The organism is Pseudomonas sp. B707 (assembly GCF_022496685.1).
GTDB lineage: Bacteria > Pseudomonadota > Gammaproteobacteria > Pseudomonadales > Pseudomonadaceae > Aquipseudomonas > Aquipseudomonas paraglycinae.
Genome location: NZ_WTVE01000025.1, coordinates 21,854 through 44,975, shown reverse-complemented (window position 1 = coordinate 44,975; position 23,122 = coordinate 21,854). Strand labels below are relative to the sequence as shown.

Sequence of the window (23,122 nt, the reverse complement as noted above, 5' to 3'; positions counted from 1 at the left end):
CATATCAGGCGGGTTCCGGCACCTTGCCGAACGCCCCTTGCCGCGACAGCAGAATCACCAGCCCGAACGCCCCGGCCGCCATCAGCCACGGCAATGCGTGCCCGCTGATCCACTGACTGCCAGCCCCCGCCATCAACGGCCCGATCAGACAACCGACACCCCACAGCTGAGCAACATGCGCATTTGCCCGCACCAGCGCATCGTCGCGGTAGCGCTCGCCGATCAAAATCAGCGAAAGCGTAAACAAGCCACCGGCACTGGCGCCGAACAGCACCCACAGCGGCCAGATCAGCAAGGTGTCCAGCAACATCGGGATCGCCAGACTCGACAGCATCAACACCACAGCGCAGCCGGTGAACAAAGTCCGCCGCGACAGGTAGTCGGCCAGCGCACCGATGGGCAATTGCAGCAGCGCATCGCCCACCACCACGGTGCTGACCATCGCCAGCGCAATTTCGGCGGTGAAGCCCTGTTGCAGGCAATACACCGGCAACAACGTCAGGATCATCGCTTCGAACGCGGCGAACAGCGACACCGCCCAGGCGATGGCCGGCAGTTCGCGCGCAAAGCCCCACAAATCGCCGAAGGTCACGCTGCTGGCCTCGCTGCTTGGCGCGCCGCTGCGACCCAGCAGCAGAAACGGCGAAGCGATCAGCAGACCGACACCCACCCAGAAACCGTAATCGTGATCGGTGCCCAGTGCGCCCAACAGCAACGGACCAGACAGTTGGCTCAACGCATAACTGCTGCCATACAGCGCCACCAATCGACCGCGCCAGTGCTCGACCACCAGTTGATTGATCCAGCTCTCGCCGAGGATGAACACGATGGTCAGGATCACCCCGATCATCAGCCGCAGCACCAGCCAGATCGGGTAGCTCGGCAGCAGCGCCAGCAGACCGATGGACAGTGCCCCGGCCCACAGGCACAGGCGCATCAGGTTCGCCGTGCCGAAACGCGCCGCCAGATGACTGGAAATCTTCGCCCCCAGCAACACGCCAATGGCCGGCATCGCCGCCATCACGCCAATGGCGAACGAGCCGTAGCCCCAACCTTCCAGGCGCAACGACACCAGCGGCATGCTGACACCGAGGGCCAGGCCAACACTCAAGACAGACGCCAACACGGCGAAATACGTCGCCCAACGCATGGTCCACGCTCCTGTGGATAATTTTTATGTGCACCACAAAACACTGTGGGAGCGAGCTTGCTCGCGATAACGGTTTCACATTCAGCAAATGTGCTGACTGATACACCGCTTTCGCGAGCAAGCTCGCTCCCACAGGGATCTTTGTATCGTTCGGGAGCCCACCTCGGCAGGCTCCCTCAGCGATTTACAGCTTGATCCAGGTCGCCTTCAGCTCGGTGTATTTGTCGAAGGCGTGCAGCGACTTGTCGCGACCGTTGCCCGACTGCTTGAAGCCGCCGAACGGTGCGGTCATGTCGCCGCCGTCGTACTGGTTGACCCACACACTGCCGGCACGCAGGGCCTTGGCGGTCAGGTGCGCCTTGGAAATGTCCTGAGTCCAGACCGCTGCCGCCAAGCCGTAAGGCGTGTCGTTGGCGATGTTGATCGCTTCTTCAGCGGTATCGAACGCAATGACCGACAGCACCGGGCCGAAGATCTCTTCCTGGGCAATCTTCATCGCGTTGCTCACGCCGTCGAAAATCGTCGGCTCGACGTAGGTGCCACCGGTTTCCTGAAGAATGCGCTTGCCGCCGGCCACCAGTTTGGCGCCGTCGGTGTGTCCCGACTCGATGTAGGAAAGCACGGTGTTCATCTGTTGGGTATCGACCAGCGCGCCAACGTTGGTGGCCGGATCCAGCGGGTTGCCAGGCTTCCAGGTTTTCAGCGCCTCGATCACCATCGGCAGGAACTTGTCCTTGATCGAACGCTCGACCAGCAGACGCGAACCGGCGGTGCAGACTTCGCCCTGGTTGAAGGCGATGGCGCTGGCGGCGGATTCGGCGGCGGCTCGCAGATCCGGAGCATCGGCAAACACGATGTTCGGGCTCTTGCCGCCGGCTTCCAGCCAGACGCGCTTCATGTTCGATTCGCCGGAATAGATCATCAGTTGCTTGGCGATCTTGGTCGAACCGGTGAACACCAGGGTGTCGACATCATTGTGCAGCGCCAGCGCCTTGCCGACGGTGTGGCCGTAACCTGGCAGTACGTTCAGCACGCCTTTCGGAATGCCGGCTTCAACGGCCAGTTCGGCAATGCGGATGGCGGTCAGCGGGGATTTTTCCGACGGCTTGAGGATCACCGAGTTGCCGGTCGACAGGGCCGGGCCGAGTTTCCAGCAGGCCATCATCAGCGGGAAGTTCCACGGCACGATAGCGCCAACTACGCCCACTGGCTCACGGGTCACCAGACCCAGTTGATCGTGCGGCGTAGCGGCGACTTCGTCGTAGATCTTGTCGATCGCCTCACCGCTCCAGCTCAGGGCTTGCGCAGCGCCCGGCACGTCGATGTACAGCGAATCGCTGATCGGCTTGCCCATGTCGAGGGTTTCGAGCAGGGCCAGTTCTTCGGCGTGCTGCTTGAGCAGGCCGGCGAAACGGATCATGGTGGCTTTGCGTTTGGTCGGCGCCAGGCGCGACCAGACGCCGGAATTGAACGTGGCGCGGGCGTTTTCCACGGCGCGCTGAGCGTCGGCGGCGTCACAGCTGGCAATCTTGCCCAGCAGACGGCCATCGACCGGACTGATGCACTCGAAGGTCTCGCCGGAGACGGCATCGGTGTACTCGCCATTAAGGTAGGCGCGGCCTTCGATCTTCAGGTCGCGGGCGCGTTGTTCCCAGTCGGCACGAGTCAGGGTGGTCATTCGAGTGTCCTCCTCTTGTTCAATACGAGCGCCGCGATCGTCGCGGTCGTCCTCAGGAATACTGCCCGGCCAGCCTGCTTTTCGGCCCAAGGCATCCGCCACCCTAAACCAGCGACCGGGGTTGTTTCAATATATTTGACATAAGCTCGCCATACGGCCTTGCGGCGTTCAATTTAATCAACATAGACTTTGGCCCTTTCACGCCATCGCGCCGTCATCACGGGAGAAAACAACAATGAACATCCAGAACGTCGTCGACATCAGCCTGACCACAACCGAAGCCGAACGCTATCGCCCGGACACGGCCAAAGTGCTCAAGGGTGATCCCGAGCAAGCGGTGTTCAATCAGTACGACAGCCCTTGCGGGCAAATGGGTGTCGGCGTGTGGGAAGGTGCGGTAGGTCAGTGGACGGTGAATTACACCGAGCACGAATACTGCGAAATCCTGCAGGGCGTATCGGTGCTGCGTGACAGTGAAGGCAATGCCAAGACCCTGCGTGTCGGCGACCGCTTTGTGATTCCGGCCGGCTTTCGTGGCACCTGGGAAGTGCTGGAGGCTTGCCGCAAGATCTACGTGATCTTCGAAGAAAAATAACTATGTAACGCACGACCGAATGCTGACGGGTTGAAAATCGGGTCGTCCATAAGGACATTCCCGTCACGTATAAGGAAATGCGGCATGACCAAAATAGAAGCTTTCAACAAGATTCACCACTTGATCGGCACCCCGTATGTAGAGACCGTAAAGGCCTATATCAACGAACTGACCGGTTTCACCGCCAACGGGCCAATTCAAGGGCCAGATAACCTCCGGGCCAGGTATAGGACCGTAGACATCTTCATCTGCAACGAGGGCAAGATCCTGTCGTTTCAGATCCACGAATAATTGGCGCCACTGAAAGGCTTACCTTTCGAAGGCCTGCATCGCGAGATGCAGGCCTTTTTTGTCGCGATCCCACCGGCCACCACAATTGCCGGACAACAAAAAAGGCCCGTATCGTGAGATACGGGCCTTTTTCGTAAGCCGGGAAAAATCAATTACTTGATTTTGCCTTCCTTGTAGATCACGTGCTTGCGAACAACCGGATCATATTTCTTGATCTCGATTTTGTCCGGGGTAGTACGCTTGTTCTTGTCGGTAGTGTAGAAGTGACCAGTACCGGCGCTCGAGATCAAACGAATCAATTCACGCATGATTAGCTCCCTTAAACCTTGCCGTCGCGACGCAGCTCGGCCAGCACAACGCTGATGCCACGCTTGTCGATGATACGCATGCCTTTGGCGGAAACGCGCAGGCGTACGAAACGTTTCTCTTCTTCAACCCAGAAGCGGTGATGCTGCAGGTTCGGCAGGAAACGACGACGGGTTTTGTTGTTTGCGTGGGAAATGTTGTTCCCAGTCACCGGACCCTTACCGGTAACTTGACATACTCTAGACATGCCTCAGCCCTCTAAAACCACATGCCCAACCCGGCATGGGTTGGCCGCTTAATCTCTAGTCATTGTGGCGCCAGGCGCCGCGATTCTTTAGAGGTCTTACCGGCTACACCTACAAGCGAAGGAACCGGGCCCCTAGAAAAGAGCGCTGCTTTATACCAGAAAGACCACGGAGCAACAACTTTCCGTGTGCAAAGAATGGCTAAAAAGCCGCTTTTCCCGGCCGCAAGCGCCTTGGACAAAGGCCGCCGGCAATTTTTACCATTCGTCGAAGAAAACCGATCATACCCGCGATCGAGACTTTTCCCATCGTCTCTTCCGACAAATCCTCCACCGCGCAGCCCCGAAAATGCAAAAAGGGGATAGTCATTTGCAATCGCGACCACTAGGGTAGGCCTTTTCCAGACTGCACTTGCAGATGGGCCTTCGATCTGTAAAGGAAGCCGACCATGCGCCTCGCTGCCCTCCCCCTGCTCTTCGCCCCGCTGTTACTGAGTCCACTGGCCCAGGCCGCCGCCCTGAGCGTCTGCACCGAGGCCAGCCCCGAAGGGTTCGACGTGGTGCAATACAACTCGTTGACCACCACCAACGCCTCGGCGGACGTGCTGATGAATCGCCTGGTGGACTTTGACACCGCCAGCGGCAAGGTCGTCCCTAGCCTGGCCGACAGCTGGGAAGTCAGCACTGACGGCCTTACCTACGTGTTCAAGCTGCACCCGCAGGTGAAGTTCCACAGCACCGACTACTTCAAGCCGACCCGCGAACTGACTGCCGAAGACGTCAAATTCAGCTTCGACCGCATGCTCGACCCGGCCAACCCGTGGCACAAAGTCGCCCAGAGCGGCTTCCCACACGCCCAGTCGATGCAGCTGCCGAGCCTGATCAAGAAGATCGACGCGCTGGATCCGCTGACCGTGCGTTTCACCCTCGACCACCCGGACTCGACGTTCCTCGCGACCCTGAGCATGGGTTTCGCCTCCATTTATTCTGCTGAATACGCCGACAAGCTGCTGAAGGCCGATGCCACCGACAAGCTCAACAGCCAGCCGGTCGGCACCGGTCCGTTCGTGTTCACCCGGTTCCAGAAAGACGCCTCGATCCGCTACAAGGCCAACCCGGACTACTTCCGTGGCAAGCCTGCGGTGGACCCACTGATTTTCGCCATCACTCCGGACGCCAACGTGCGCCTGCAAAAGCTGCGGCGCAACGAGTGCCAGATTGCCCTGTCGCCAAAACCGCTGGACGTACAGGCCGCGAAGCAGGAGCCGACGCTGAAAGTCGAAAAAACTGACGCGTTCATGACCGCATTCGTTGGCATCAACAGCCAGCATCCGCCGCTGGACAAACCGGAAGTGCGCCAGGCGATCAACCTCGCGTTCGACAAGGCCAACTACCTCAAGGCTGTATTCGAAGACACCGCCGAAGCCGCCAACGGTCCATATCCGCCGAACACCTGGAGCTACGCGAAGAACCTGCCGGGTTACGCCCACGACGTGAACAAGGCCAAGGCCCTGCTGGCCAAGGCCGGATTGAAGGACGGTTTCCAGACCACCATCTGGACCCGCCCGTCCGGCAGCCTGCTGAACCCGAATCCGAGCCTCGGCGCACAACTGCTGCAATCGGATCTGGCGGAAATCGGCATTCAGGCAGAAATCCGCGTGATCGAATGGGGCGAGCTGATTCGTCGCGCCAAGGCTGGCGAACATGACCTGCTGTTCATGGGCTGGGCTGGCGACAACGGCGACCCGGACAACTTCCTGACCCCGCAGTTTTCCTGCGCGGCGGTGAAGTCCGGCACCAACTTCGCCCGCTATTGCAATGCCGATCTGGACAAACTGATCAGCGCCGGCAAGACCACCAGCGAGCAAGGCGTACGCACCAAGCTCTACGAACAGGCACAGGCGCAGATCCAGCAGCAGGCGTTGTGGCTGCCGCTGGCGCATCCTACGGCGTATGCGCTGACGCGTAAGGACGTTCAGGGTTACTCGGTCTCCCCGTTCGGTCGGCAAGACTATTCCAAAGTCACCCTCAAATAACCCGCCACAACACAAAACCTGTTGGAGCTGGCTTGCCAGCGATAGCGGACTGACAGCCAACATTGTGCTGAATGTGCCGCCGTCATCGCTGGCAAGCCAGCTCCCACAGGGTTTTGCATTCTCCCCTCGGATCTACATCCAGCCACACTCCGCCATCGACAACGGTTCGCCATCGCCAACGATGAAGTGATCCAGCACCCGCACGTCGATCAGCTCCAAAGCCTTCTGCAAACGCTTGGTCAATAATCGATCAGCCTGACTCGGATCGCTGTTCCCCGACGGATGGTTGTGGCACAGGATCACCGCCGCCGCGTTGTTGGCCAGGGAACGTTTCACGACTTCCCGGGGATGCACGGCGGTGTTGTCGATCGAGCCGCGAAACAGCGTCTCGAAGGTCAGCACCTGATGTTTGGAGTCGAGAAACAGGCAACCGAACACCTCGTGCGGTTCGTGGCGCAGCATGGCTTTGAGGTAATCACGTACGACCTGCGGGTTTTCCAGCGCCGTTTTCTGGCGCATGCGCTCGGCCAGGTGTCGCCGGCCCATTTCCAGCACGGCCTGCAATTGGGCGAACTTCGCCGGGCCCAGGCCCAATTGCTCACTGAACGTTGCGAGATCGGCCTCAAGCAAGGCTCGCAAGCTGCCGAACTGACCCAACAGGTGTCTCGCGACATCCACCGCGCTTTTGCCGGATACACCCGTGCGCAGAAAAATCGCCAGCAATTCGGCATCGGAAAGACTTCCCGAGCCCTGTTCCAACAGCTTCTCCCGCGGCCTTTCAGCCGCCGGCCAATCGCGAATACTCATACACCTTCCTTGTCTGTGGGCGCCGCTGTTCCGTAGCGGTCGCTGTGATATCGTAGCCCATCTTTTTTGCGGGCGAATTCACTCTGGGGAGGGGGTTTCGCCACGTATGTCACCAACGAAATGTAAAGGCAGACCTATGCAGCGGCTGTATCGGAAACGCATCGTTCTGGGCGTCGGCGGCGGCATTGCTGCCTACAAGAGCGCCGACCTTGTGCGCCGCCTGATCGACCAGGGCGCCGAAGTGCGCGTGGTCATGACCCGCGGCGGCAGCGAATTCATCACCCCGCTGACCATGCAGGCCCTGTCCGGCCACCCGGTTCACCTGGACTTGCTCGACCCGGCTGCTGAAGCCGCAATGGGCCACATCGAACTGGCCAAATGGGCCGATCTGGTGCTGATCGCCCCGGCGACCGCCGACTTGTTGGCCCGTCTGGCCCAAGGCATTGCCAACGACCTGCTGACCACGCTGGTGCTGGCCACCGACGCCATCGTCGCGGTCGCCCCGGCCATGAACCAGGCCATGTGGCGCGACCCGGCGACCCAGGCCAACCTGCAACTCCTTGAAAGCCGTGGCCTGAAGACCTTCGGCCCGGCCTCCGGCAGCCAGGCCTGCGGCGACGTCGGCATGGGCCGCATGATGGAAGCCACCGATCTGGCCCAGCTCGCGGCGGACTGCTTCCAGCGTCAGGCGCTGACCGGCAAGCACGTGGTCATCACCGCCGGCCCGACCCAGGAAAACATCGACCCGGTGCGCTACATCACCAACCACAGCTCCGGCAAAATGGGTTTCGCCCTGGCGGAAGCGGCGGTGGAAGCCGGCGCCCGCGTCACGCTGATCAGCGGCCCGGTGCATTTGCCGACGCCGGATCGCGTCACCCGGATCGACGTGGTCAGCGCCCGCGACATGCTCGCCGCGTGTGAAGCCGCGATCCCTTGCGACATCTTTATCGCCTCGGCGGCGGTTGCGGACTACCGTCCGGAAGTCGTCGCCCCGCAAAAATTGAAGAAAGACCCTACGAGCGGCGACGGCTTCGTCCTGCAAATGGTGCGCAATCCGGACATCCTGGCCACCATCGCGACCCGTCCCGACCGTCCGTTCAGTGTCGGCTTCGCCGCCGAGACCGAACACCTGCTCGACTACGCTGCACGCAAGCTGAAGGACAAGAATCTCGATCTGATCGTCGCCAACGACGTCGCCAACCCGAGCATCGGTTTCAACAGCGAAGAAAACGCCTGCAGCGTCATCGACCGTGCGCTGCACGCCACGGTTTTCGCCCAGACCAGCAAGAGCAAGATCGCTCGCCAACTGGTCACTTTTATCGCCGAACGTCTGAACCAGGTTTAATTTACATGCACGCTTTGCAAGCCAAGATCCTCGACCCACGCATCGGTACCGAATTCCCGCTGCCGCAATACGCCACACCGGGCTCCGCCGGCCTCGACCTGCGCGCCATGCTGCAAGAGGACATCGTGATCAAACCGGGTGAAACCGTGCTGATTCCGACCGGTCTGTCGGTCTACATCGGCGATCCGAACCTCGCAGCGCTGATCCTGCCGCGCTCGGGCATGGGCCATAAGCACGGCATCGTGCTGGGCAATCTGGTCGGCCTGATCGACTCCGACTACCAGGGCCCGCTGATGGTCTCCTGCTGGAACCGTGGCCAGACCGAATTCACCATGCCGGTCGGCGAGCGCCTGGCGCAGCTGGTGCTGGTCCCGGTGGTTCAGGCGCACTTCGAAATGGTTGAAGAGTTCGTCGAAACCGAACGCGGCGCTGGCGGTTTCGGCCATTCCGGCACCAAGTGATTGGCTTTATAGCGAGGGAGCCTGCTCCTTCGCCATAAAAATACGCAGAATCATCTGCAAGCTTTACCGCTGAAAATCAAGGCATTGACAGGCCAAAGCCACGCCGTACAAGGCGTCATGGCCCTTTCACACCACGAACTCTCTGTGAAAACCGCCGTCATACCCTTCAGTTTGAGCTTGCCGTCGAATGAATCGTCGGTGTGTCCAGCCACTTTCGAGATGGAGCATTTTTGCAGATGAGCACCCCCGCCCAAGTCGCCCCGAAGCTTCCCGACAGCATCTTCCGCGCCTACGACATTCGCGGCACCGTGCCGGAATTCCTAAATGCCGAAACCGCCTACTGGATCGGCCGCGCCATCGGCTCCCAGAGCTTGGCCCAGGGCGAGCCGAACGTGTCCGTCGGTCGTGACGGCCGCCTGTCCGGCCCGGAACTGGTTGCCGAACTGATCCGCGGTATCGCCGAAAGCGGCTGCCACGTCAGCGACGTCGGCCTGGTGCCGACCCCGGCGCTCTACTACGCCGCCAATGTGCTGGCCGGCAAATCCGGCGTGATGCTCACCGGCAGCCACAACCCGTCGAACTACAACGGCTTCAAGATCGTGATCGCCGGCGACACCCTCGCCAACGAACAGATTCAGGTCCTGCATGAACGCATCAAGACCGGCAATCTGAGCAGCGGCACGGGCAGCGTGACCCAGGTCGAGATTCTCGACCGCTACACCACCGAAATCGTCCAGGACATCAAACTGGCCCGCCGCCTGAAAGTCGTGGTGGATTGCGGCAACGGCGCGGCCGGCGTGATCGCCCCGCAATTGATCGAAGCGCTGAACTGCGAAGTCATCCCGCTGTTCTGCGAAGTCGACGGCAACTTCCCGAACCATCACCCGGATCCGGGCAAGCCTGAGAACCTCGTCGACCTGATCGCCAAGGTCAAGGAAACCCAAGCTGACATCGGCCTGGCCTTTGACGGTGACGGCGACCGCGTCGGTGTGGTGACCAACACCGGCACCATCGTCTTTCCGGACCGTCTGCTGATGCTGTTCGCCCGTGACGTGGTGGCGCGCAACCCGGACGCGGAGATCATCTTCGACGTCAAATGCACCCGTCGCCTGATCCCGCTGATCAAGGAATATGGCGGTCGGCCGCTAATGTGGAAGACCGGTCACTCGTTGATCAAAAAGAAAATGAAACAGTCCGGCGCACTGCTGGCCGGCGAAATGAGCGGGCACATTTTCTTCAAGGAACGCTGGTTCGGTTTCGACGACGGCATTTACAGCGCCGCACGGCTGCTGGAAATCCTCAGCAAGGAAAAATCTTCGGCCGAGGAGCTGTTCGCGACCTTCCCGAACGATATTTCCACGCCGGAAATCAATATCCATGTGACCGAAGAGAGCAAATTCAGCATCATTGATGCACTGCACGATGCGCAGTGGGGCCCAGGCGCCGACCTGACCACCATTGACGGCGTGCGGGTCGACTACGCCAAAGGCTGGGGCCTGGTGCGCGCGTCCAACACCACACCGGTGCTGGTGCTGCGCTTCGAGGCCGATGACGAGGCGGAACTGCAGCGCATCAAGGCTGTGTTCCATGCCCAACTGAAACGCGTTGCACCTGATCTCCAACTACCGTTCTGATTGCTGATTCACCCGGAGCCCTGAATGACCCTCGAACGCGATGCCGCCGCCAACACTGCCAAGGTCCTGTCCGAAGCGCTGCCTTACATCCGCCGATACGTCGGCAAGACCCTGGTGATCAAATACGGCGGCAACGCGATGGAAAGCGAGGAGCTGAAAACCGGCTTCGCCCGCGACATCGTGCTGATGAAGGCCGTGGGCATCAACCCGGTGGTCGTGCACGGCGGTGGCCCGCAGATCGGTGATCTGCTCAAACGCCTGTCGATCGAAAGCCATTTCGTCGACGGCATGCGCGTCACCGATGCCGCGACCATGGACGTGGTGGAAATGGTCCTCGGCGGCCAGGTCAACAAAAGCATCGTCAACCTGATCAACCGTCACGGCGGCAGCGCCATCGGCCTGACCGGTAAAGACGCCGGGCTGATTCGCGCGAAGAAGCTCACCGTCACCCGCCAGACCCCGGAGATGACCCAGCCGGAAATCATCGACATCGGCCATGTGGGCGAAGTGGTCGGAATCAACACCGAACTGCTGAACCTGCTGGTCAAAGGCAACTTCATCCCGGTGATCGCACCGATCGGTGTGGGTGAAAACGGCGAGTCGTACAACATCAACGCGGACCTGGTGGCCGGCAAGGTTGCTGAAGCGCTGAAAGCCGAGAAGCTGATGCTGCTGACCAACATCGCCGGCCTGATGGACAAGTCGGGCACCGTACTGACCGGCCTGAGCACCCAGCAGGTCGACGACCTGATCGCCGACGGCACCATCTACGGCGGCATGCTGCCGAAGATCCGCTGCGCGCTGGAAGCGGTACAGGGCGGCGTTGGCAGTTCGCTGATCATCGACGGTCGCGTGCCGAACGCGATCCTGCTGGAAATCTTCACCGACACCGGTGTGGGTACGCTGATCAGCAATCGCAAGCGTCCATAAGCGCTCGCGCAAACAAAAAGACCCCGCTCAGCCTGGCTGAGCGGGGTCTTTTTTTGCCTGAAGCTGCGATCAGACGCCGAACTGGGCGCGGTATGCTTCAACGGCTGGCAGGTGCTGCTTGAGCTGCGGATCGTCAGCCAGGAATTCCAGCACCTGGTTCAGCGACACGATGCTGATGACCGGGATACCGAAATCACGCTCGACTTCCTGAATCGCCGACAGCTCGCCGTTGCCGCGCTCCTGACGGTTCAGGGCGATCAGCACACCGGCGGCCTTGGCGCCGTCCTGGGAAGCGATGATCTGCATCACTTCACGGATCGCGGTGCCGGCAGTGATCACGTCGTCAATGATCAGCACTTCACCGGTCAGCGGTGCGCCGACCAGGCTGCCGCCTTCGCCGTGGGCCTTGGCTTCCTTGCGGTTGAAGCACCATGGCAGATCACGGTTGTGGTGTTCGGCCAGCGCCACGGCAGTGGTTGCCGCCAGCGGGATGCCTTTGTAGGCCGGGCCGAACAGCACGTCGAACGGAATGCCGCTCTCGGCGATGGCTGCGGCGTAGAAACGCCCCAGCTGCGCCAGCGCGGAACCCGAGTTGAACAGGCCGGCATTGAAGAAGTAAGGACTGGTGCGCCCGGACTTCAGGGTGAACTCACCGAAGCGCAAAACGCCGCGATCGATGGCAAAACGAATGAAATCGCGCTGATACGCTTGCATGAAAAAAACCCCAAATACCACGGATTTAGCTAATTAGCTTGACGCCGTGTATCATACACGCACGCGATTTTTGGGGCCATTTATGCGGATCATCAGTGTGAACGTCAATGGTATTCAGGCTGCAGTCGAGCGCGGTTTGCTCAGTTGGCTGCAGGCACAGAATGCCGACGTCATCTGCCTGCAGGACACCCGTGCCTCCGCCTTTGAACTGGACGACCCAGCCTTCCAACTGGATGGCTACTTCCTTTATGCCTGCGATGCTGAAGTCCCTGCCCAAGGCGGCGTGGCTTTGTATTCGCGGTTGCAACCGAAGGCTGTCATCAGCGGTCTCGGTTTCGAGACGGCCGACCGCTACGGGCGCTACCTGCAAGCAGATTTCGACAAAGTCAGTATTGCCACCTTGCTGCTTCCTTCGGGGATGAACGGCGATGAGGACTTGAACCAGAAGTTCAAGCTCATGGACGACTTCGGCAAGTACCTGGACAAACAGCGGCGCAAACGTCGCGAGTACATTTATTGTGGCTCGCTGTACGTCGCGCAGCAGAAGCTCGACATCAAAAACTGGCGCGACAGCCAGCAATCACCGGGCTTCCTGGCGCCGGAACGCGCCTGGATGGACGAGATTGTCGGCAACATGGGCTACGTAGATGCCCTGCGCGAAGTCAGCCGCGAAGGCGACCAGTACAGCTGGTGGCCGGACAACGAACAGGCCGAGATGCTGAATCTGGGCTGGCGCTTCGACTACCAGATCCTGACTCCAGGGCTGCGGCGCTTCGTGCGCAGCGCACGCCTGCCACGTCAGCCACGGTTCTCGCAGCATGCGCCGCTGATCGTCGACTACGACTGGACGCTGACCATCTAAGCGGCCTTTCGCAGACACAAAAAAACCGACATCACTGTCGGTTTTTTTGTGGGCGATCGTTCGTTATTTGATCAACCGCCAGGTGAACGGATAACGGTACGGGAAACCTTCGTTGGCTTTCACCCCGCCGATAATCGTCAACACCAGCGCCGCGATGGCCAGCAGGCCAAACAGCACGAACCCGATGAGCAACAGCATCAGCACGAAGCAGATCATCGAAGCGATCGCCACAGTGATCTGAAAATTCAGCGCTTCCTTGCCCTGGGCGTCGATGAACGGATCGGTCTCGCGCTTCATCTGCCACAGAACCAGCGGCCCGATCAGCGTGCCGAACGGAATCCAGATCCCCAGCAAGGCGGACAAGTGACAAAACATGGCCCATTGGCGAACCTCCTGGCTCGGTTTGGGCAGCAACTCTTGCTCATCACTCATTGCGTCCTCCTTGCGGGTTACGAACCTGCTCAGTCGGCCAGTGCAGCCTTTTGCAGTTCGAAGATTTCGTTCATGCCTTTCTTCGCCAGTTCCAGCATCGCGTTCAGCTCTTCAGGCTGGAACGGGGCGCCTTCGGCAGTGCCCTGCACTTCGATGAAACCACCGGTGCTGGTCATCACCACGTTGAGGTCGGTCTCGGCGGCGGAATCTTCAAGATAGTCCAGATCCAGCACCGGCTCGCCCTGGTACATGCCCACGGAAACGGCGCCAATCATTTGCTTGAGCGGGTCGCCGCCTTTCAGGCCGCCGCGCTTCTTGATCACTTTCAGTGCATCGACCAGCGCAACCATGGCGCCGGTGATCGACGCGGTGCGGGTACCGCCATCGGCCTGGATCACGTCGCAGTCGACGTACAGGGTGACGTCGCCCAGCTTGGACATGTCCAGCGCAGCGCGCAGGGAACGGCCGATCAGGCGCTGGATTTCCAGGGTACGACCACCCTGCTTGCCACGGCTGGCTTCACGCTGGTTACGCTCGCCAGTGGCGCGCGGCAGCATGCCGTATTCGGCGGTCAGCCAACCCTGGCCCTGGCCTTTAAGGAAACGCGGCACGCCGTTTTCGACGCTGACGGTGCAGATGACTTTGGTATCACCGAATTCGACCAGTACGGATCCCTCGGCGTGTTTGGTGTAGTTGCGGGTAATGCGGATCGAGCGGAGCTGATCGGCAGCGCGACCACTTGGACGTTTCATAGGAGATACCTGTACTGGGGACGGAAAACTGCGGAGCATTATAGAGCCGCGCACCGCGCCTGGGCACTCGTTAAAAAATCCGGCCGACGACCGAAGGCCCTGAAACGCGCTTCGCCGACGGCCTGCAGCCCTTTGTCACACCGTGTGTTTGGGCGCATCTGCCGCACTGCGCTACAATCCTGCGCCTTTGCTGCCAGTCGGCTTAAATTCATTGATATCGAGCTGCGGAGCTTCCATTCGCGCCGATCTGTATCGCGAGGTCACCCCATGGTGCACAGCATGACCGCCTTCGCCCGCGTCGAAAAAGCCGGCGTTCAGGGCACCCTGAGCTGGGAACTGCGCTCGGTCAACAGCCGCTACCTGGAACCCCACCTGCGCCTGCCGGAGTCGTTTCGCGACCTCGAAGGCGCCGTCCGCGAAGCCCTGCGCCAGGGCCTGTCGCGCGGCAAACTGGAATGCACCCTGCGTTTCACCGAGGAAAGCACCGGCAAGCCGCTGCAAGTGGATCGCGAGCGCGCCGCGCAACTGGTCGCCGCGGCCGAAACCGTTGCCGGCCTGATCAAGAACCCGGCCGCGCTGAACCCGCTGGAAGTGCTGGCCTGGCCGGGCGTACTGGTCGCCGACGCCACCGACCCGCAGGCGTTGAACGCCGAGGCGCTGGCTCTGTTCAATCAAGGCCTGAAAGACCTCAAGGCCGGCCGCGAGCGCGAAGGCGCGGAGCTGGCCCGCCTGATCAACGACCGCCTGACCTCCATCGAGGAAGACGTGGTGACCCTGCGCGAACTGGTTCCGCAGATGCTCGCCACCCAGCGCCAGAAAGTCCTCGACCGTTTCGCCGACATGAAGGCCGAGATGGACCCGCAGCGTCTGGAACAGGAAATGGTCATGCTCGCACAAAAGAGCGACGTGGCCGAAGAACTGGATCGCCTGAGCACCCACATCATCGAAGTTCGCCGGGTGCTCAAGTCCGGCGGTGCCGCCGGCCGGCGCCTGGACTTCCTGATGCAGGAGCTCAACCGCGAAGCCAACACACTGGGCTCCAAGGCCTTCGACCCGCGCAGCACCCAGGCGGCGGTCAACCTCAAGGTGTTGATCGAGCAGATGCGCGAACAAGTGCAGAATATTGAGTAAGGCTACCCCCGACATGACCCACAGCACCGGCACCCTGTACATCATTTCCGCCCCTTCAGGCGCGGGCAAGAGCAGCCTGGTCAAGGCCCTGACCGACGCCAACCCGGAAATCCGCGTCTCGATTTCCCACACCACCCGCGCCATGCGCCCGGGCGAAGTGGACGGCGTGAACTATCACTTCGTAACCCGCGAAGAGTTCGTGAAGATGGGCGAGCACGGCGACTTCCTGGAACGCGCCGAAGTCTTCGGCAACTTCTACGGCACCTCACAAAGCCGCCTGCAGCAGACCCTGGACGAAGGTCACGACCTGATTCTCGAGATCGACTGGCAAGGCGCCGAGCAAGTGCGAAAGCTGATGCCGCAGGCCCGTTCGATCTTCATCCTGCCGCCATCGCTGCAGGCCCTGCACCAACGCCTGACCAACCGTGGCCAGGACAGCGACGAGATCATCGACGGCCGGATGCGTGAAGCGGTCAGCGAGATGAGCCACTACGTCGAGTACGACTACCTGATCATCAATGACGATTTCGCCCACGCGCTGGACGATCTGAAAGCGATTTTCCGCGCCAATCAGCTGCAACAGAAACGCCAACAGGTGCGTTTCGGCAAATTGCTGGCTGAATTGCTGGGCTGAAACAGCACTTCCCAAAACCGCTGCAAGGGCTTTACATTGGCACTTGCAGCGCGTTGAAGAGTCTGGTCAAAAAATCAGCGCTTCCCTAATCGCTGGTGATTTTTTAAACTGTTGAGTCCGCTCGCCCAACCGGGCAGCGCGCATATTGCATTCGCTCCGAGGAATACCATGGCCCGCGTAACCGTTGAAGACTGCCTAGAACACGTGGAAAACCGCTTTGAGCTGGTCATGCTCTCTACCAAGCGTGCCCGTCAACTGGCCACCGGCGGCAAAGAGCCCCTGGTTCAGTGGGAAAACGACAAACCGACCGTAGTTGCGCTGCGTGAAATCGCTGAAGGCCTGATGAGCTACGAGTTCATCGCCGAGCAGGAAATCGTTCACGAAGACCCTGTCTTCGCTGCGTTCGAGGACGAGTCCAACGAGGCCGTCTAAGCCTATGCCTGGTCGACGTAGCACGGCGCGGGATCACAGCCTACGGCAGGAGACATCATGCCGAGCATAGACGCCCTCGCCGATCGCTTATCGACCTACCTCGGCAATGACCAGGTCAACCTGGTCCGCCGAGCGTATTTCTACGCCGAACAAGCCCACGACGGCCAACGCCGCCGTAGCGGCGAGGCGTACGTCACGCATCCTCTTGCCGTGGCCAATATTCTTGCCGACATGCACATGGACCATCAGAGCCTGATGGCCGCGATGCTGCATGACGTGATCGAAGACACCGGTATCGCCAAGGAAGCGCTGCAAGCGCAGTTCGGTGAAACCGTGGCCGAACTGGTCGACGGGGTCAGCAAACTGACCCAGATGAACTTCGAAACCAAGGCTGAAGCCCAGGCGGAAAACTTCCAGAAGATGGCCATGGCCATGGCGCGCGACATTCGCGTGATCCTGGTCAAGCTCGCCGACCGTCTGCACAACATGCGTACGCTGGAAGTGCTGTCCGGCGAAAAACGCCGGCGTATCGCCAAGGAAACCCTCGAGATCTACGCCCCCATCGCCAACCGCTTGGGCATGCACGCGATCCGCATCGAATTCGAAGACCTCGGCTTCAAGGCGATGCATCCGATGCGTTCCGCGCGGATCTACCAGGCCGTCAAACGCGCCCGGGGCAACCGCAAGGAAATCGTCAACAAGATCGAAGAGTCCCTTGGCCACTGCCTCGCCATCGACGGCATCCAGGGTGAAGTCAGCGGTCGCCAGAAACACCTCTACGGCATCTACAAGAAAATGCGCGGCAAGCGTCGGGCCTTCAACGAGATCATGGACGTCTACGCGTTCCGGATCATCGTCGACAAGGTCGATACCTGCTACCGCGTGCTGGGTGCCGTACATAATTTGTACAAACCGTTGCCGGGGCGATTCAAGGATTACATCGCGATCCCCAAGGCCAACGGCTATCAGTCGCTGCACACCACGCTGTTCGGCATGCACGGTGTACCGATCGAGATCCAGATCCGCACCCGCGAAATGGAAGAGATGGCCAACAACGGCATCGCCGCCCATTGGCTGTACAAATCCAGCGGCGACGAGCAGCCGAAAGGCACCCATGCCCGCGCCCGTCAGTGGGTCAAGGGCGTGCTGGAGATGCAGCAACGCGCCGGCAACTCGCTGGAATTCATCGAGAGCGTAAAGATCGACCTGTTCCCGGACGAGGTTTACGTGTTCACGCCCAAAGGCCGGATCATGGAGCTGCCCAAAGGCTCCACGGCGGTCGACTTTGCCTACGCGGTACACACCGACGTCGGCAACAGCTGCATCGCCTGCCGGATCAACCGTCGTCTCGCACCGCTGTCCGAACCGCTGCAAAGCGGCTCCACGGTCGAGATCGTCAGCGCCCCCGGCGCGCGGCCGAACCCGGCGTGGCTCAACTTCGTGGTCACCGGCAAGGCGCGCACACACATCCGCCATGCGCTGAAACTGCAGCGCCGCTCCGAATCCATCAGCCTCGGCGAACGCCTGCTGAACAAGGTGCTCAACGGCTTCGACAGCGCGCTGGAACAGATTCCGGCCGAACGCGTGAAGGCGATGCTCACCGAGTACCGCCTCGAACTGATCGAAGACTTGCTGGAAGACATCGGCCTCGGCAACCGCATGGCCTACGTCGTGGCGCGCCGCCTGCTCGGCGAAGGCGAGCAACTGCCAAGCCCGGAAGGCCCGCTGGCGATTCGCGGCACCGAAGGTTTGGTCCTCAGTTATGCCAAATGCTGCACGCCGATCCCGGGCGACCCGATTGTCGGTCACCTGTCGGCGGGCAAAGGCATGGTCGTGCACCTGGACAACTGCCGCAACATCAGCGAAATCCGCCACAACCCGGAAAAATGCATCCAGCTCTCGTGGGCCAAGGATGTCACCGGCGAATTCAACGTCGAACTGCGCGTCGAGCTGGAACACCAGCGCGGCCTGATCGCCCTGCTGGCCAGCAGCGTCAACGCAGCCGACGGCAATATCGAGAAAATCAGCATGGACGAACGCGATGGCCGCATCAGCGTTGTCCAGTTGGTGGTCAGCGTCCACGACCGTGTGCACCTGGCCCGCGTGATCAAGAAACTGCGCGCCCTGACCGGGGTGATCCGCATCACCCGCATGCGTGCATAACTCAAACATTACAAGGAGTCATACATGACCAAGACCGTTATCACCAGCGACAAGGCCCCGGCCGCCATCGGTACTTACTCCCAGGCGATCAAGGCCGGTAACACCGTTTACATGTCGGGTCAGATTCCCCTCGATCCAAAAACCATGGAACTGGTCGAAGGCTTCGAAGCCCAGACCGTCCAGGTGTTCGAGAACCTGAAAGCCGTGGCCGAAGCCGCCGGCGGTTCGTTCAAGGACATCGTCAAGCTGAACATCTTCCTCACCGACCTGAGCCACTTCGCCAAGGTCAACGAGATCATGGGCAAGTACTTCGACCAGCCGTACCCGGCGCGCGCCGCCATCGGCGTGGCAGCCCTGCCAAAGGGTTCGCAGGTTGAAATGGATGCCATTCTGGTCATCGAGTAATGCGCACGGCGCGGTCTAATACACCGCGCCGACTGCTCTGCGGTAAAGAAAAGGTTTTGAAAGGATTCCACCATGCGCAAAGCGCTTGCTCTCTCGCTGCTCGCCATTTTCCTCGGCGGTTGCGCCAGCAACCCTGCCGACCGTGACATCAGCGGCACCTGGATCAATCAGGTCGCCATCGATGCCGCTGCCAAGGGCGGCCCCCTGCGCGAAGCGCTTCAGGCTTACGGCCCGAACCTGGAGTGGGACGTCAACACCAAGGCCGGTCAGGCCCGCTACACCAACGGTTTCGAAAACGTCGAAGGTCGCCTGCTCGGCGAACAGTCCGGTGCCTGGAAAGTCGATTTCTATGGCAGCTCCGCCAGCGAGCTGAAACGTGATGGTGGTCAACTGCAACAAGCCGCCAATGAAAACGAACCGGAACAGGTCTTCGACCGCGCACAGATTCCGGTGCCGGAAGGCGCACCGATCGGCGCCAGCTTCGAACGCGCGCTGTATTCCGCTTATCTGGGCGGCAACTGGACGATCACCAGCGGCCAGGGCGAAGGCGCCACCGTGCAATTCCAGGCTGACGGACAAGTCTCCGGCCTGCCGGGTGCCGACCGCTATGCGTTGTGCCTCGCCGGCGATTGCGCGTCGATGAGCAGCGGCAACGACAGCATGTGGTTGCAGCAGAACGGTCAGGGCAATAACTGGATCTTTGTGCGCAAGGGCAAAGAGCTGGAAATCCTGCAGGCCGTGAACACCGCGCTGGCGGACGAACAACCGCAGTTCACCCCGGGTGAACGCAAGTGGTTGCTCGAGAAGCAGTGATCGGCGCTTGAGACAAAAAAAGGCGGGAGCAAACATTTGCTCCCGCCTTTTTTACGCCTGAAGATCAGCAGCGCCCCTCAAGAATCGCGGCATACCCCTCGCGATAACTCGGATACTTCGGCACCCAACCCAGCGCCTTCGCCCGGGCATTGCTGCAACGCTTGCTGCCGGTGCGACGCACGCTCTCGTCTTCCGACCATTCGGTGACACCCAGATAATCACGCAGCCACGCCACCACTTCGGCCAGCGGCGCTGGCGCATCGTCCACGCCGATATAGATGTCATCCAGCGCCCCGCCCTTGCGAGCCGCTTCCAGTAGAAACGCCATCAACCCCGCCGCGTCATCGGCATGGATGCGATTGCCATACAGCGGCGGATCGATCGCCACCCGATAACCACGACGTACCTGAGTCAGCAGCCACTCACGGCCGGGGCCGTAAATGCCGGTCAGGCGCACGATGCTCGCGGGAATGCCGCTGTTGAGCGCAACCTGCTCGGCCTCCAGCATCACCCGACCGGAATAACCGGCGGCGACGGTTTCGGATTTTTCATCGACCCATTCGCCGTTCTGCTGCCCGTAAACACTGCTGCTGGAAACGAACAGCAGCCGCTCCGGCTCCTGACCGTAATCGTTCAGCCAACCCAGCACATGCTGCAAACCCTGCACATACGCCGCGCGATAACCGGCCTCATCGTGATCGGTGGCCGCCGCGCTATACACCAGGTAATCGATAGCGCCCACCGGCCACGTCTCGGGGCAATCCTCATTGAACAAGTCACCGGCCACACCGATAACGCCGTCCGGCAAACGTGAAATATCACGGCGCAGGCCATAGACCTGGAAGCCGACAGCCAGCAATTGCGTGGCCAGACGGCTGCCGACATCACCGCAACCGGCGATCAAAACAGAAGGCGCGGACATCAAAAATCTCCCATCGGAAAGCGACAGACTAGCCTCGACAAGGGACGAGCGGCTAGCAATGAAGGAAAAAAAGCAACTCTATTACTTCTGTTAACAAGAATTACTTGCAATAATGAACGCCACTTTTGTTCTCGGCCTCACGAGGCCTGGAAGAGCATTACCGTTTTTCTATCTCAGGTCCGGCCAGCATGACACGCATTCAAAACTCCGCTTCGCCAACCAACCGACCTCGCGCCTGGAGCGCCGTGGCTGCCCTGATGCTCAGCCTGATGCTCGCACCAGTCGCCGCATTCGCTGACGCCCAGGCCCCGGCCGCGCCAGCCGCCACCGAGCAAAGCGCTCCGGCCGCCGCACCCGCGACCGACCCGGTGCAGGCCGTAGAGGCCAGCGCCGCCGACGCGCCGGAAGTCCTCGAAGCCGACAACACTCTGGGCATGGCCCACGACCTGTCGCCATGGGGCATGTACCAGAACGCCGACGTGATCGTTAAAGCCGTGATGATCGGCCTGGCCATCGCCTCGATCATCACCTGGACCATCTGGATCGCCAAGGGCTTCGAGCTGATGGGCGCCAAGCGTCGTCTGCGCGGCGAGATTGCCGCCCTGAAAAAAGCCGCCACGCTCAAAGAGGCCAGCGCCACCGCCGCGAAGGAAGGCACCCTCGCCAACCTGCTGGTACACGACGCGCTGGAAGAAATGCGCCTGTCGACCAACGCCCGCGAGAAAGAAGGCATCAAGGAACGCGTCAGCTTCCGCCTCGAGCGCCTGGTTGCCGCCTGTGGCCGCAACATGAGCAGCGGCACCGGCGTCCTCGCCACCATCGGTTCCACCGCACCGTTCGTCGGTCTGTTCGGTACCGTGTGGGGCATCATGAACAGCTTCATCGGCATCGCCAAAACCCAGACCACCAACCTTGCCGTCGTAGCACCGGGTATCGCTGAAGCGCTGCTGGCTACCGCACTGGGTCTGGTAGCCGCGATTCCTGCCGTGGTCATCTACAACGTCTTCGCCCGCTCCATCGCCGGTTACAAGGCTCAGGTGTCCGATGCGTCAGCTCAGGTGCTGCTGCTGGTCAGCCGCGACCTCGACCACCAGCCTGAGCGCAACAGCTCGCAACCGCACATGGTGAAAGTGGGGTAATCGGCCATGGGCCTGCATTTGAAAGAAGGCGCAGACGACGATCTGGCCGAGAACCACGAAATCAACGTCACGCCGTTCATCGACGTGATGCTGGTGCTGTTGATCATCTTCATGGTGGCCGCGCCGCTGGCCACCGTGGACATCAAGGTTGACCTGCCTGCCTCGACCGCCAAACCGGCGCCGCGGCCGGAGAAACCGGTGTTCCTCAGCGTGAAGGCTGACCAGCGCCTGTTCATTGGCGATGACGAAGTGAAAGCCGAAACCCTCGGCGCCGTCCTCGACGCCAAGACCCAGGGCAAGAAAGACACGACGATCTTCTTCCAGGCCGACAAAGGCGTGGATTACGGCGACCTGATGAGCGTGATGGATAACCTGCGCGCCGCCGGTTACCTGAAGGTCGGTCTGGTCGGACTCGAGAGCGCAGTCAAGAAATGATCACGACGCGCCATAAGCTGACGCGTTACAGCGGTAGCCTGGCCGTGGTGCTGGGTGTTCACGCGCTGGCCATCGCGCTGGCGCTGAACTGGACCGCCCGCCCGCCCATCGAATTGCCGCCGCAGGCAATGATGGTCGAGCTGGCACCGGTTCCGGCCCCACCACCGCCCGCACCGCCGAAAGTCGTCACGCCACCGCAGCCACCGGCTCCGGTTGAAGAACTGCCGATCCCGAAACTGGCCGAAGCGCCGAAAGCCGAGATCGCGGTGCAGAAACCGAAACCCAAGCCGAAACCCAAACCGCCGAAGCCGATCGAGAAGAAACTGCCCGATCCGCCGAAGGAGAAACCGTCCGAAGAGAAGCCGGCCGATACCCAGCCGACTCAGGCCCCGACGGAGAAATCAGTCCAGCCTGCACCGGGCCCGTCGCCTGCACAATTGGCCGCCAAGGCCAGCTGGCAAGGCACCCTGCTCGCGCATCTGGCCAAATACAAGAAGTACCCGGCCAGCGCTCAGGCACGGGGCAAGGAAGGCTTGAACCGGTTGCGTTTCGTGGTCGATGGCGAAGGCAACGTGCTGTCGTTCGAACTGGTGGGCCGCTCCGGCAACGCCGATCTGGACCGGGCCACCCTGGAAATGATCCGCCGCGCCCAACCGCTGCCCAAGCCGCCGGCCGACATGCTGACCAATGGCGCGATCGAAATCGTTGCGCCGTTTGTGTACTCGCTGGAACGCCGCCGCTGATCCGCACTCGCGGATCCCGGCCTGATCCAGCCCAAAAGGCACCGAAAGGTGCCTTTTGCTTATCCATC

General features: G+C 60.9%; 25 protein-coding genes and 1 pseudogene. 17 read left to right on the top strand and 9 right to left on the bottom strand.

Translation table 11 applies throughout. The annotated features are described in order from the left end of the window. Nucleotides 1–4 precede the first annotated feature (4 nt). Both GQX66_RS12770 and GQX66_RS12765 read right to left on the bottom strand, forming a co-directional pair. Complete coding sequence (locus GQX66_RS12770; RefSeq protein ID WP_007954456.1) at nt 5–1,150, bottom strand: MFS transporter; 1,146 nt, start codon at nt 1,148–1,150, stop codon at nt 5–7. A 184-nt stretch (nt 1,151–1,334) separates the two neighbouring features. Further along, nucleotides 1,335–2,828 carry an aldehyde dehydrogenase gene (locus GQX66_RS12765; RefSeq protein WP_102685870.1) on the bottom strand — a complete coding sequence of 498 codons (1,494 nt, stop codon included), beginning with the start codon at nt 2,826–2,828 and terminating at the stop codon, nt 1,335–1,337. A gap of 235 nt (nt 2,829–3,063) precedes the next feature. Between GQX66_RS12765 and GQX66_RS12760 the strand changes: the two genes are divergently transcribed. Both GQX66_RS12760 and GQX66_RS12755 read left to right on the top strand, forming a co-directional pair. Further along, nucleotides 3,064–3,423 carry a cupin domain-containing protein gene (locus tag GQX66_RS12760; RefSeq protein ID WP_240869538.1) on the top strand — a complete coding sequence of 120 codons (360 nt, stop codon included), beginning with the start codon at nt 3,064–3,066 and terminating at the stop codon, nt 3,421–3,423. 84 nt (nt 3,424–3,507) lie between these two features. Then, entirely contained in the window at nt 3,508–3,714 is a 207-nt protein-coding gene (locus GQX66_RS12755; protein ID WP_085746801.1) for a hypothetical protein, read from the top strand. 152 nt (nt 3,715–3,866) lie between these two features. Here the strand turns inward: GQX66_RS12755 and rpmG are convergent, their stop codons facing one another. After that, on the bottom strand, nt 3,867–4,022 hold the full coding sequence (rpmG, locus tag GQX66_RS12750) for a 50S ribosomal protein L33 (RefSeq protein ID WP_003177274.1): 156 nt from the start codon (nt 4,020–4,022) through the stop codon (nt 3,867–3,869). Between the two features lie 11 nt (nt 4,023–4,033). Then, nucleotides 4,034–4,267 carry a 50S ribosomal protein L28 gene (gene rpmB, locus GQX66_RS12745; RefSeq protein ID WP_003177273.1) on the bottom strand — a complete coding sequence of 78 codons (234 nt, stop codon included), beginning with the start codon at nt 4,265–4,267 and terminating at the stop codon, nt 4,034–4,036. A 446-nt stretch (nt 4,268–4,713) separates the two neighbouring features. On the opposite strand from rpmB, the gene GQX66_RS12740 reads away from it, so the two are divergent. Continuing rightward, on the top strand, nt 4,714–6,300 hold the full coding sequence (locus GQX66_RS12740; protein WP_102685871.1) for an ABC transporter substrate-binding protein: 1,587 nt from the start codon (nt 4,714–4,716) through the stop codon (nt 6,298–6,300). Nucleotides 6,301–6,432: 132 nt separating this feature from the next. On the opposite strand, the gene radC is transcribed toward GQX66_RS12740, so the two are convergent. Beyond that, nucleotides 6,433–7,107, bottom strand: coding sequence for a DNA repair protein RadC (radC, locus tag GQX66_RS12735; protein ID WP_007954447.1), 675 nt, complete (start codon nt 7,105–7,107; stop codon nt 6,433–6,435). Between the two features lie 136 nt (nt 7,108–7,243). Here radC and coaBC point away from each other — a divergent pair, with 136 nt between their 5' ends. The 4 genes and pseudogenes from coaBC (at nt 7,244) to argB (ending at nt 11,477) form a co-directional block, all read left to right on the top strand. Then, a complete protein-coding gene (gene coaBC / locus GQX66_RS12730; protein ID WP_085606127.1) occupies nt 7,244–8,452 on the top strand; it encodes a bifunctional phosphopantothenoylcysteine decarboxylase/phosphopantothenate--cysteine ligase CoaBC in 1,209 nt (402 codons plus the stop codon). A 5-nt stretch (nt 8,453–8,457) separates the two neighbouring features. Continuing rightward, nucleotides 8,458–8,913 (top strand): dUTP diphosphatase, encoded by a 456-nt coding sequence (gene dut / locus GQX66_RS12725; protein ID WP_007954445.1) that lies wholly within the window; start codon nt 8,458–8,460, stop codon nt 8,911–8,913. Between the two features lie 257 nt (nt 8,914–9,170). Further along, nucleotides 9,171–10,547, top strand: a pseudogene (locus tag GQX66_RS12720) (phosphomannomutase/phosphoglucomutase); the annotation flags it as partial. Nucleotides 10,548–10,571: 24 nt separating this feature from the next. Beyond that, entirely contained in the window at nt 10,572–11,477 is a 906-nt protein-coding gene (argB, locus tag GQX66_RS12715; RefSeq protein WP_007954443.1) for an acetylglutamate kinase, read from the top strand. A 69-nt stretch (nt 11,478–11,546) separates the two neighbouring features. Here the strand turns inward: argB and pyrE are convergent, their stop codons facing one another. Continuing rightward, nucleotides 11,547–12,191 carry an orotate phosphoribosyltransferase gene (gene pyrE, locus GQX66_RS12710; protein WP_007954442.1) on the bottom strand — a complete coding sequence of 215 codons (645 nt, stop codon included), beginning with the start codon at nt 12,189–12,191 and terminating at the stop codon, nt 11,547–11,549. Between the two features lie 82 nt (nt 12,192–12,273). Here pyrE and GQX66_RS12705 point away from each other — a divergent pair, with 82 nt between their 5' ends. Continuing rightward, the gene (locus GQX66_RS12705; protein WP_007920349.1) at nt 12,274–13,053 is read left to right on the top strand and encodes an exodeoxyribonuclease III; all 780 of its coding nucleotides are present in this window, start codon (nt 12,274–12,276) and stop codon (nt 13,051–13,053) included. 63 nt (nt 13,054–13,116) lie between these two features. Here the strand turns inward: GQX66_RS12705 and GQX66_RS12700 are convergent, their stop codons facing one another. Together GQX66_RS12700 and rph are read right to left on the bottom strand one after the other, a co-directional pair. Then, nucleotides 13,117–13,485 carry a DUF4870 domain-containing protein gene (locus GQX66_RS12700; protein ID WP_007954441.1) on the bottom strand — a complete coding sequence of 123 codons (369 nt, stop codon included), beginning with the start codon at nt 13,483–13,485 and terminating at the stop codon, nt 13,117–13,119. 29 nt (nt 13,486–13,514) lie between these two features. Further along, a complete protein-coding gene (gene rph / locus GQX66_RS12695; protein WP_003229494.1) occupies nt 13,515–14,237 on the bottom strand; it encodes a ribonuclease PH in 723 nt (240 codons plus the stop codon). A 267-nt stretch (nt 14,238–14,504) separates the two neighbouring features. Here rph and GQX66_RS12690 point away from each other — a divergent pair, with 267 nt between their 5' ends. The 6 genes from GQX66_RS12690 to GQX66_RS12665 all read left to right on the top strand — a co-directional run bounded on the left by GQX66_RS12690 (nt 14,505) and on the right by GQX66_RS12665 (nt 19,815). Beyond that, nucleotides 14,505–15,368 carry a YicC/YloC family endoribonuclease gene (locus GQX66_RS12690; protein WP_007954440.1) on the top strand — a complete coding sequence of 288 codons (864 nt, stop codon included), beginning with the start codon at nt 14,505–14,507 and terminating at the stop codon, nt 15,366–15,368. Nucleotides 15,369–15,381: 13 nt separating this feature from the next. Continuing rightward, nucleotides 15,382–16,002, top strand: a complete 621-nt coding sequence (gene gmk, locus GQX66_RS12685; RefSeq protein WP_003229498.1) for a guanylate kinase — start codon at nt 15,382–15,384, stop codon at nt 16,000–16,002. Between the two features lie 168 nt (nt 16,003–16,170). Then, on the top strand, nt 16,171–16,434 hold the full coding sequence (gene rpoZ, locus GQX66_RS12680; RefSeq protein WP_003229503.1) for a DNA-directed RNA polymerase subunit omega: 264 nt from the start codon (nt 16,171–16,173) through the stop codon (nt 16,432–16,434). 57 nt (nt 16,435–16,491) lie between these two features. Then, nucleotides 16,492–18,597, top strand: coding sequence for a bifunctional GTP diphosphokinase/guanosine-3',5'-bis pyrophosphate 3'-pyrophosphohydrolase (spoT, locus tag GQX66_RS12675; protein WP_007954439.1), 2,106 nt, complete (start codon nt 16,492–16,494; stop codon nt 18,595–18,597). 24 nt (nt 18,598–18,621) lie between these two features. After that, entirely contained in the window at nt 18,622–19,002 is a 381-nt protein-coding gene (locus GQX66_RS12670; protein WP_003229509.1) for a RidA family protein, read from the top strand. Nucleotides 19,003–19,074: 72 nt separating this feature from the next. Next, nucleotides 19,075–19,815: a hypothetical protein gene (locus tag GQX66_RS12665; RefSeq protein ID WP_007954437.1), complete on the top strand. Its 741-nt coding sequence runs from the start codon at nt 19,075–19,077 to the stop codon at nt 19,813–19,815. Between the two features lie 64 nt (nt 19,816–19,879). Here GQX66_RS12665 and GQX66_RS12660 read toward each other — a convergent pair whose 3' ends face one another. Next, on the bottom strand, nt 19,880–20,737 hold the full coding sequence (locus GQX66_RS12660) for an SDR family oxidoreductase (RefSeq protein WP_240869536.1): 858 nt from the start codon (nt 20,735–20,737) through the stop codon (nt 19,880–19,882). 188 nt (nt 20,738–20,925) lie between these two features. Here GQX66_RS12660 and exbB point away from each other — a divergent pair, with 188 nt between their 5' ends. The 3 genes from exbB to GQX66_RS12645 are packed head-to-tail and all read left to right on the top strand — an operon-like array spanning nt 20,926 to nt 23,054. Then, the gene (exbB, locus tag GQX66_RS12655) at nt 20,926–21,876 is read left to right on the top strand and encodes a tonB-system energizer ExbB (protein ID WP_134023019.1); all 951 of its coding nucleotides are present in this window, start codon (nt 20,926–20,928) and stop codon (nt 21,874–21,876) included. A 6-nt stretch (nt 21,877–21,882) separates the two neighbouring features. After that, entirely contained in the window at nt 21,883–22,311 is a 429-nt protein-coding gene (gene exbD, locus GQX66_RS12650) for a TonB system transport protein ExbD (protein WP_039765185.1), read from the top strand. Further along, nucleotides 22,308–23,054 carry an energy transducer TonB gene (locus tag GQX66_RS12645; protein WP_129973039.1) on the top strand — a complete coding sequence of 249 codons (747 nt, stop codon included), beginning with the start codon at nt 22,308–22,310 and terminating at the stop codon, nt 23,052–23,054. The genes exbD and GQX66_RS12645 overlap by 4 nt, the downstream gene beginning before the upstream one ends. Nucleotides 23,055–23,122 lie beyond the last annotated feature (68 nt).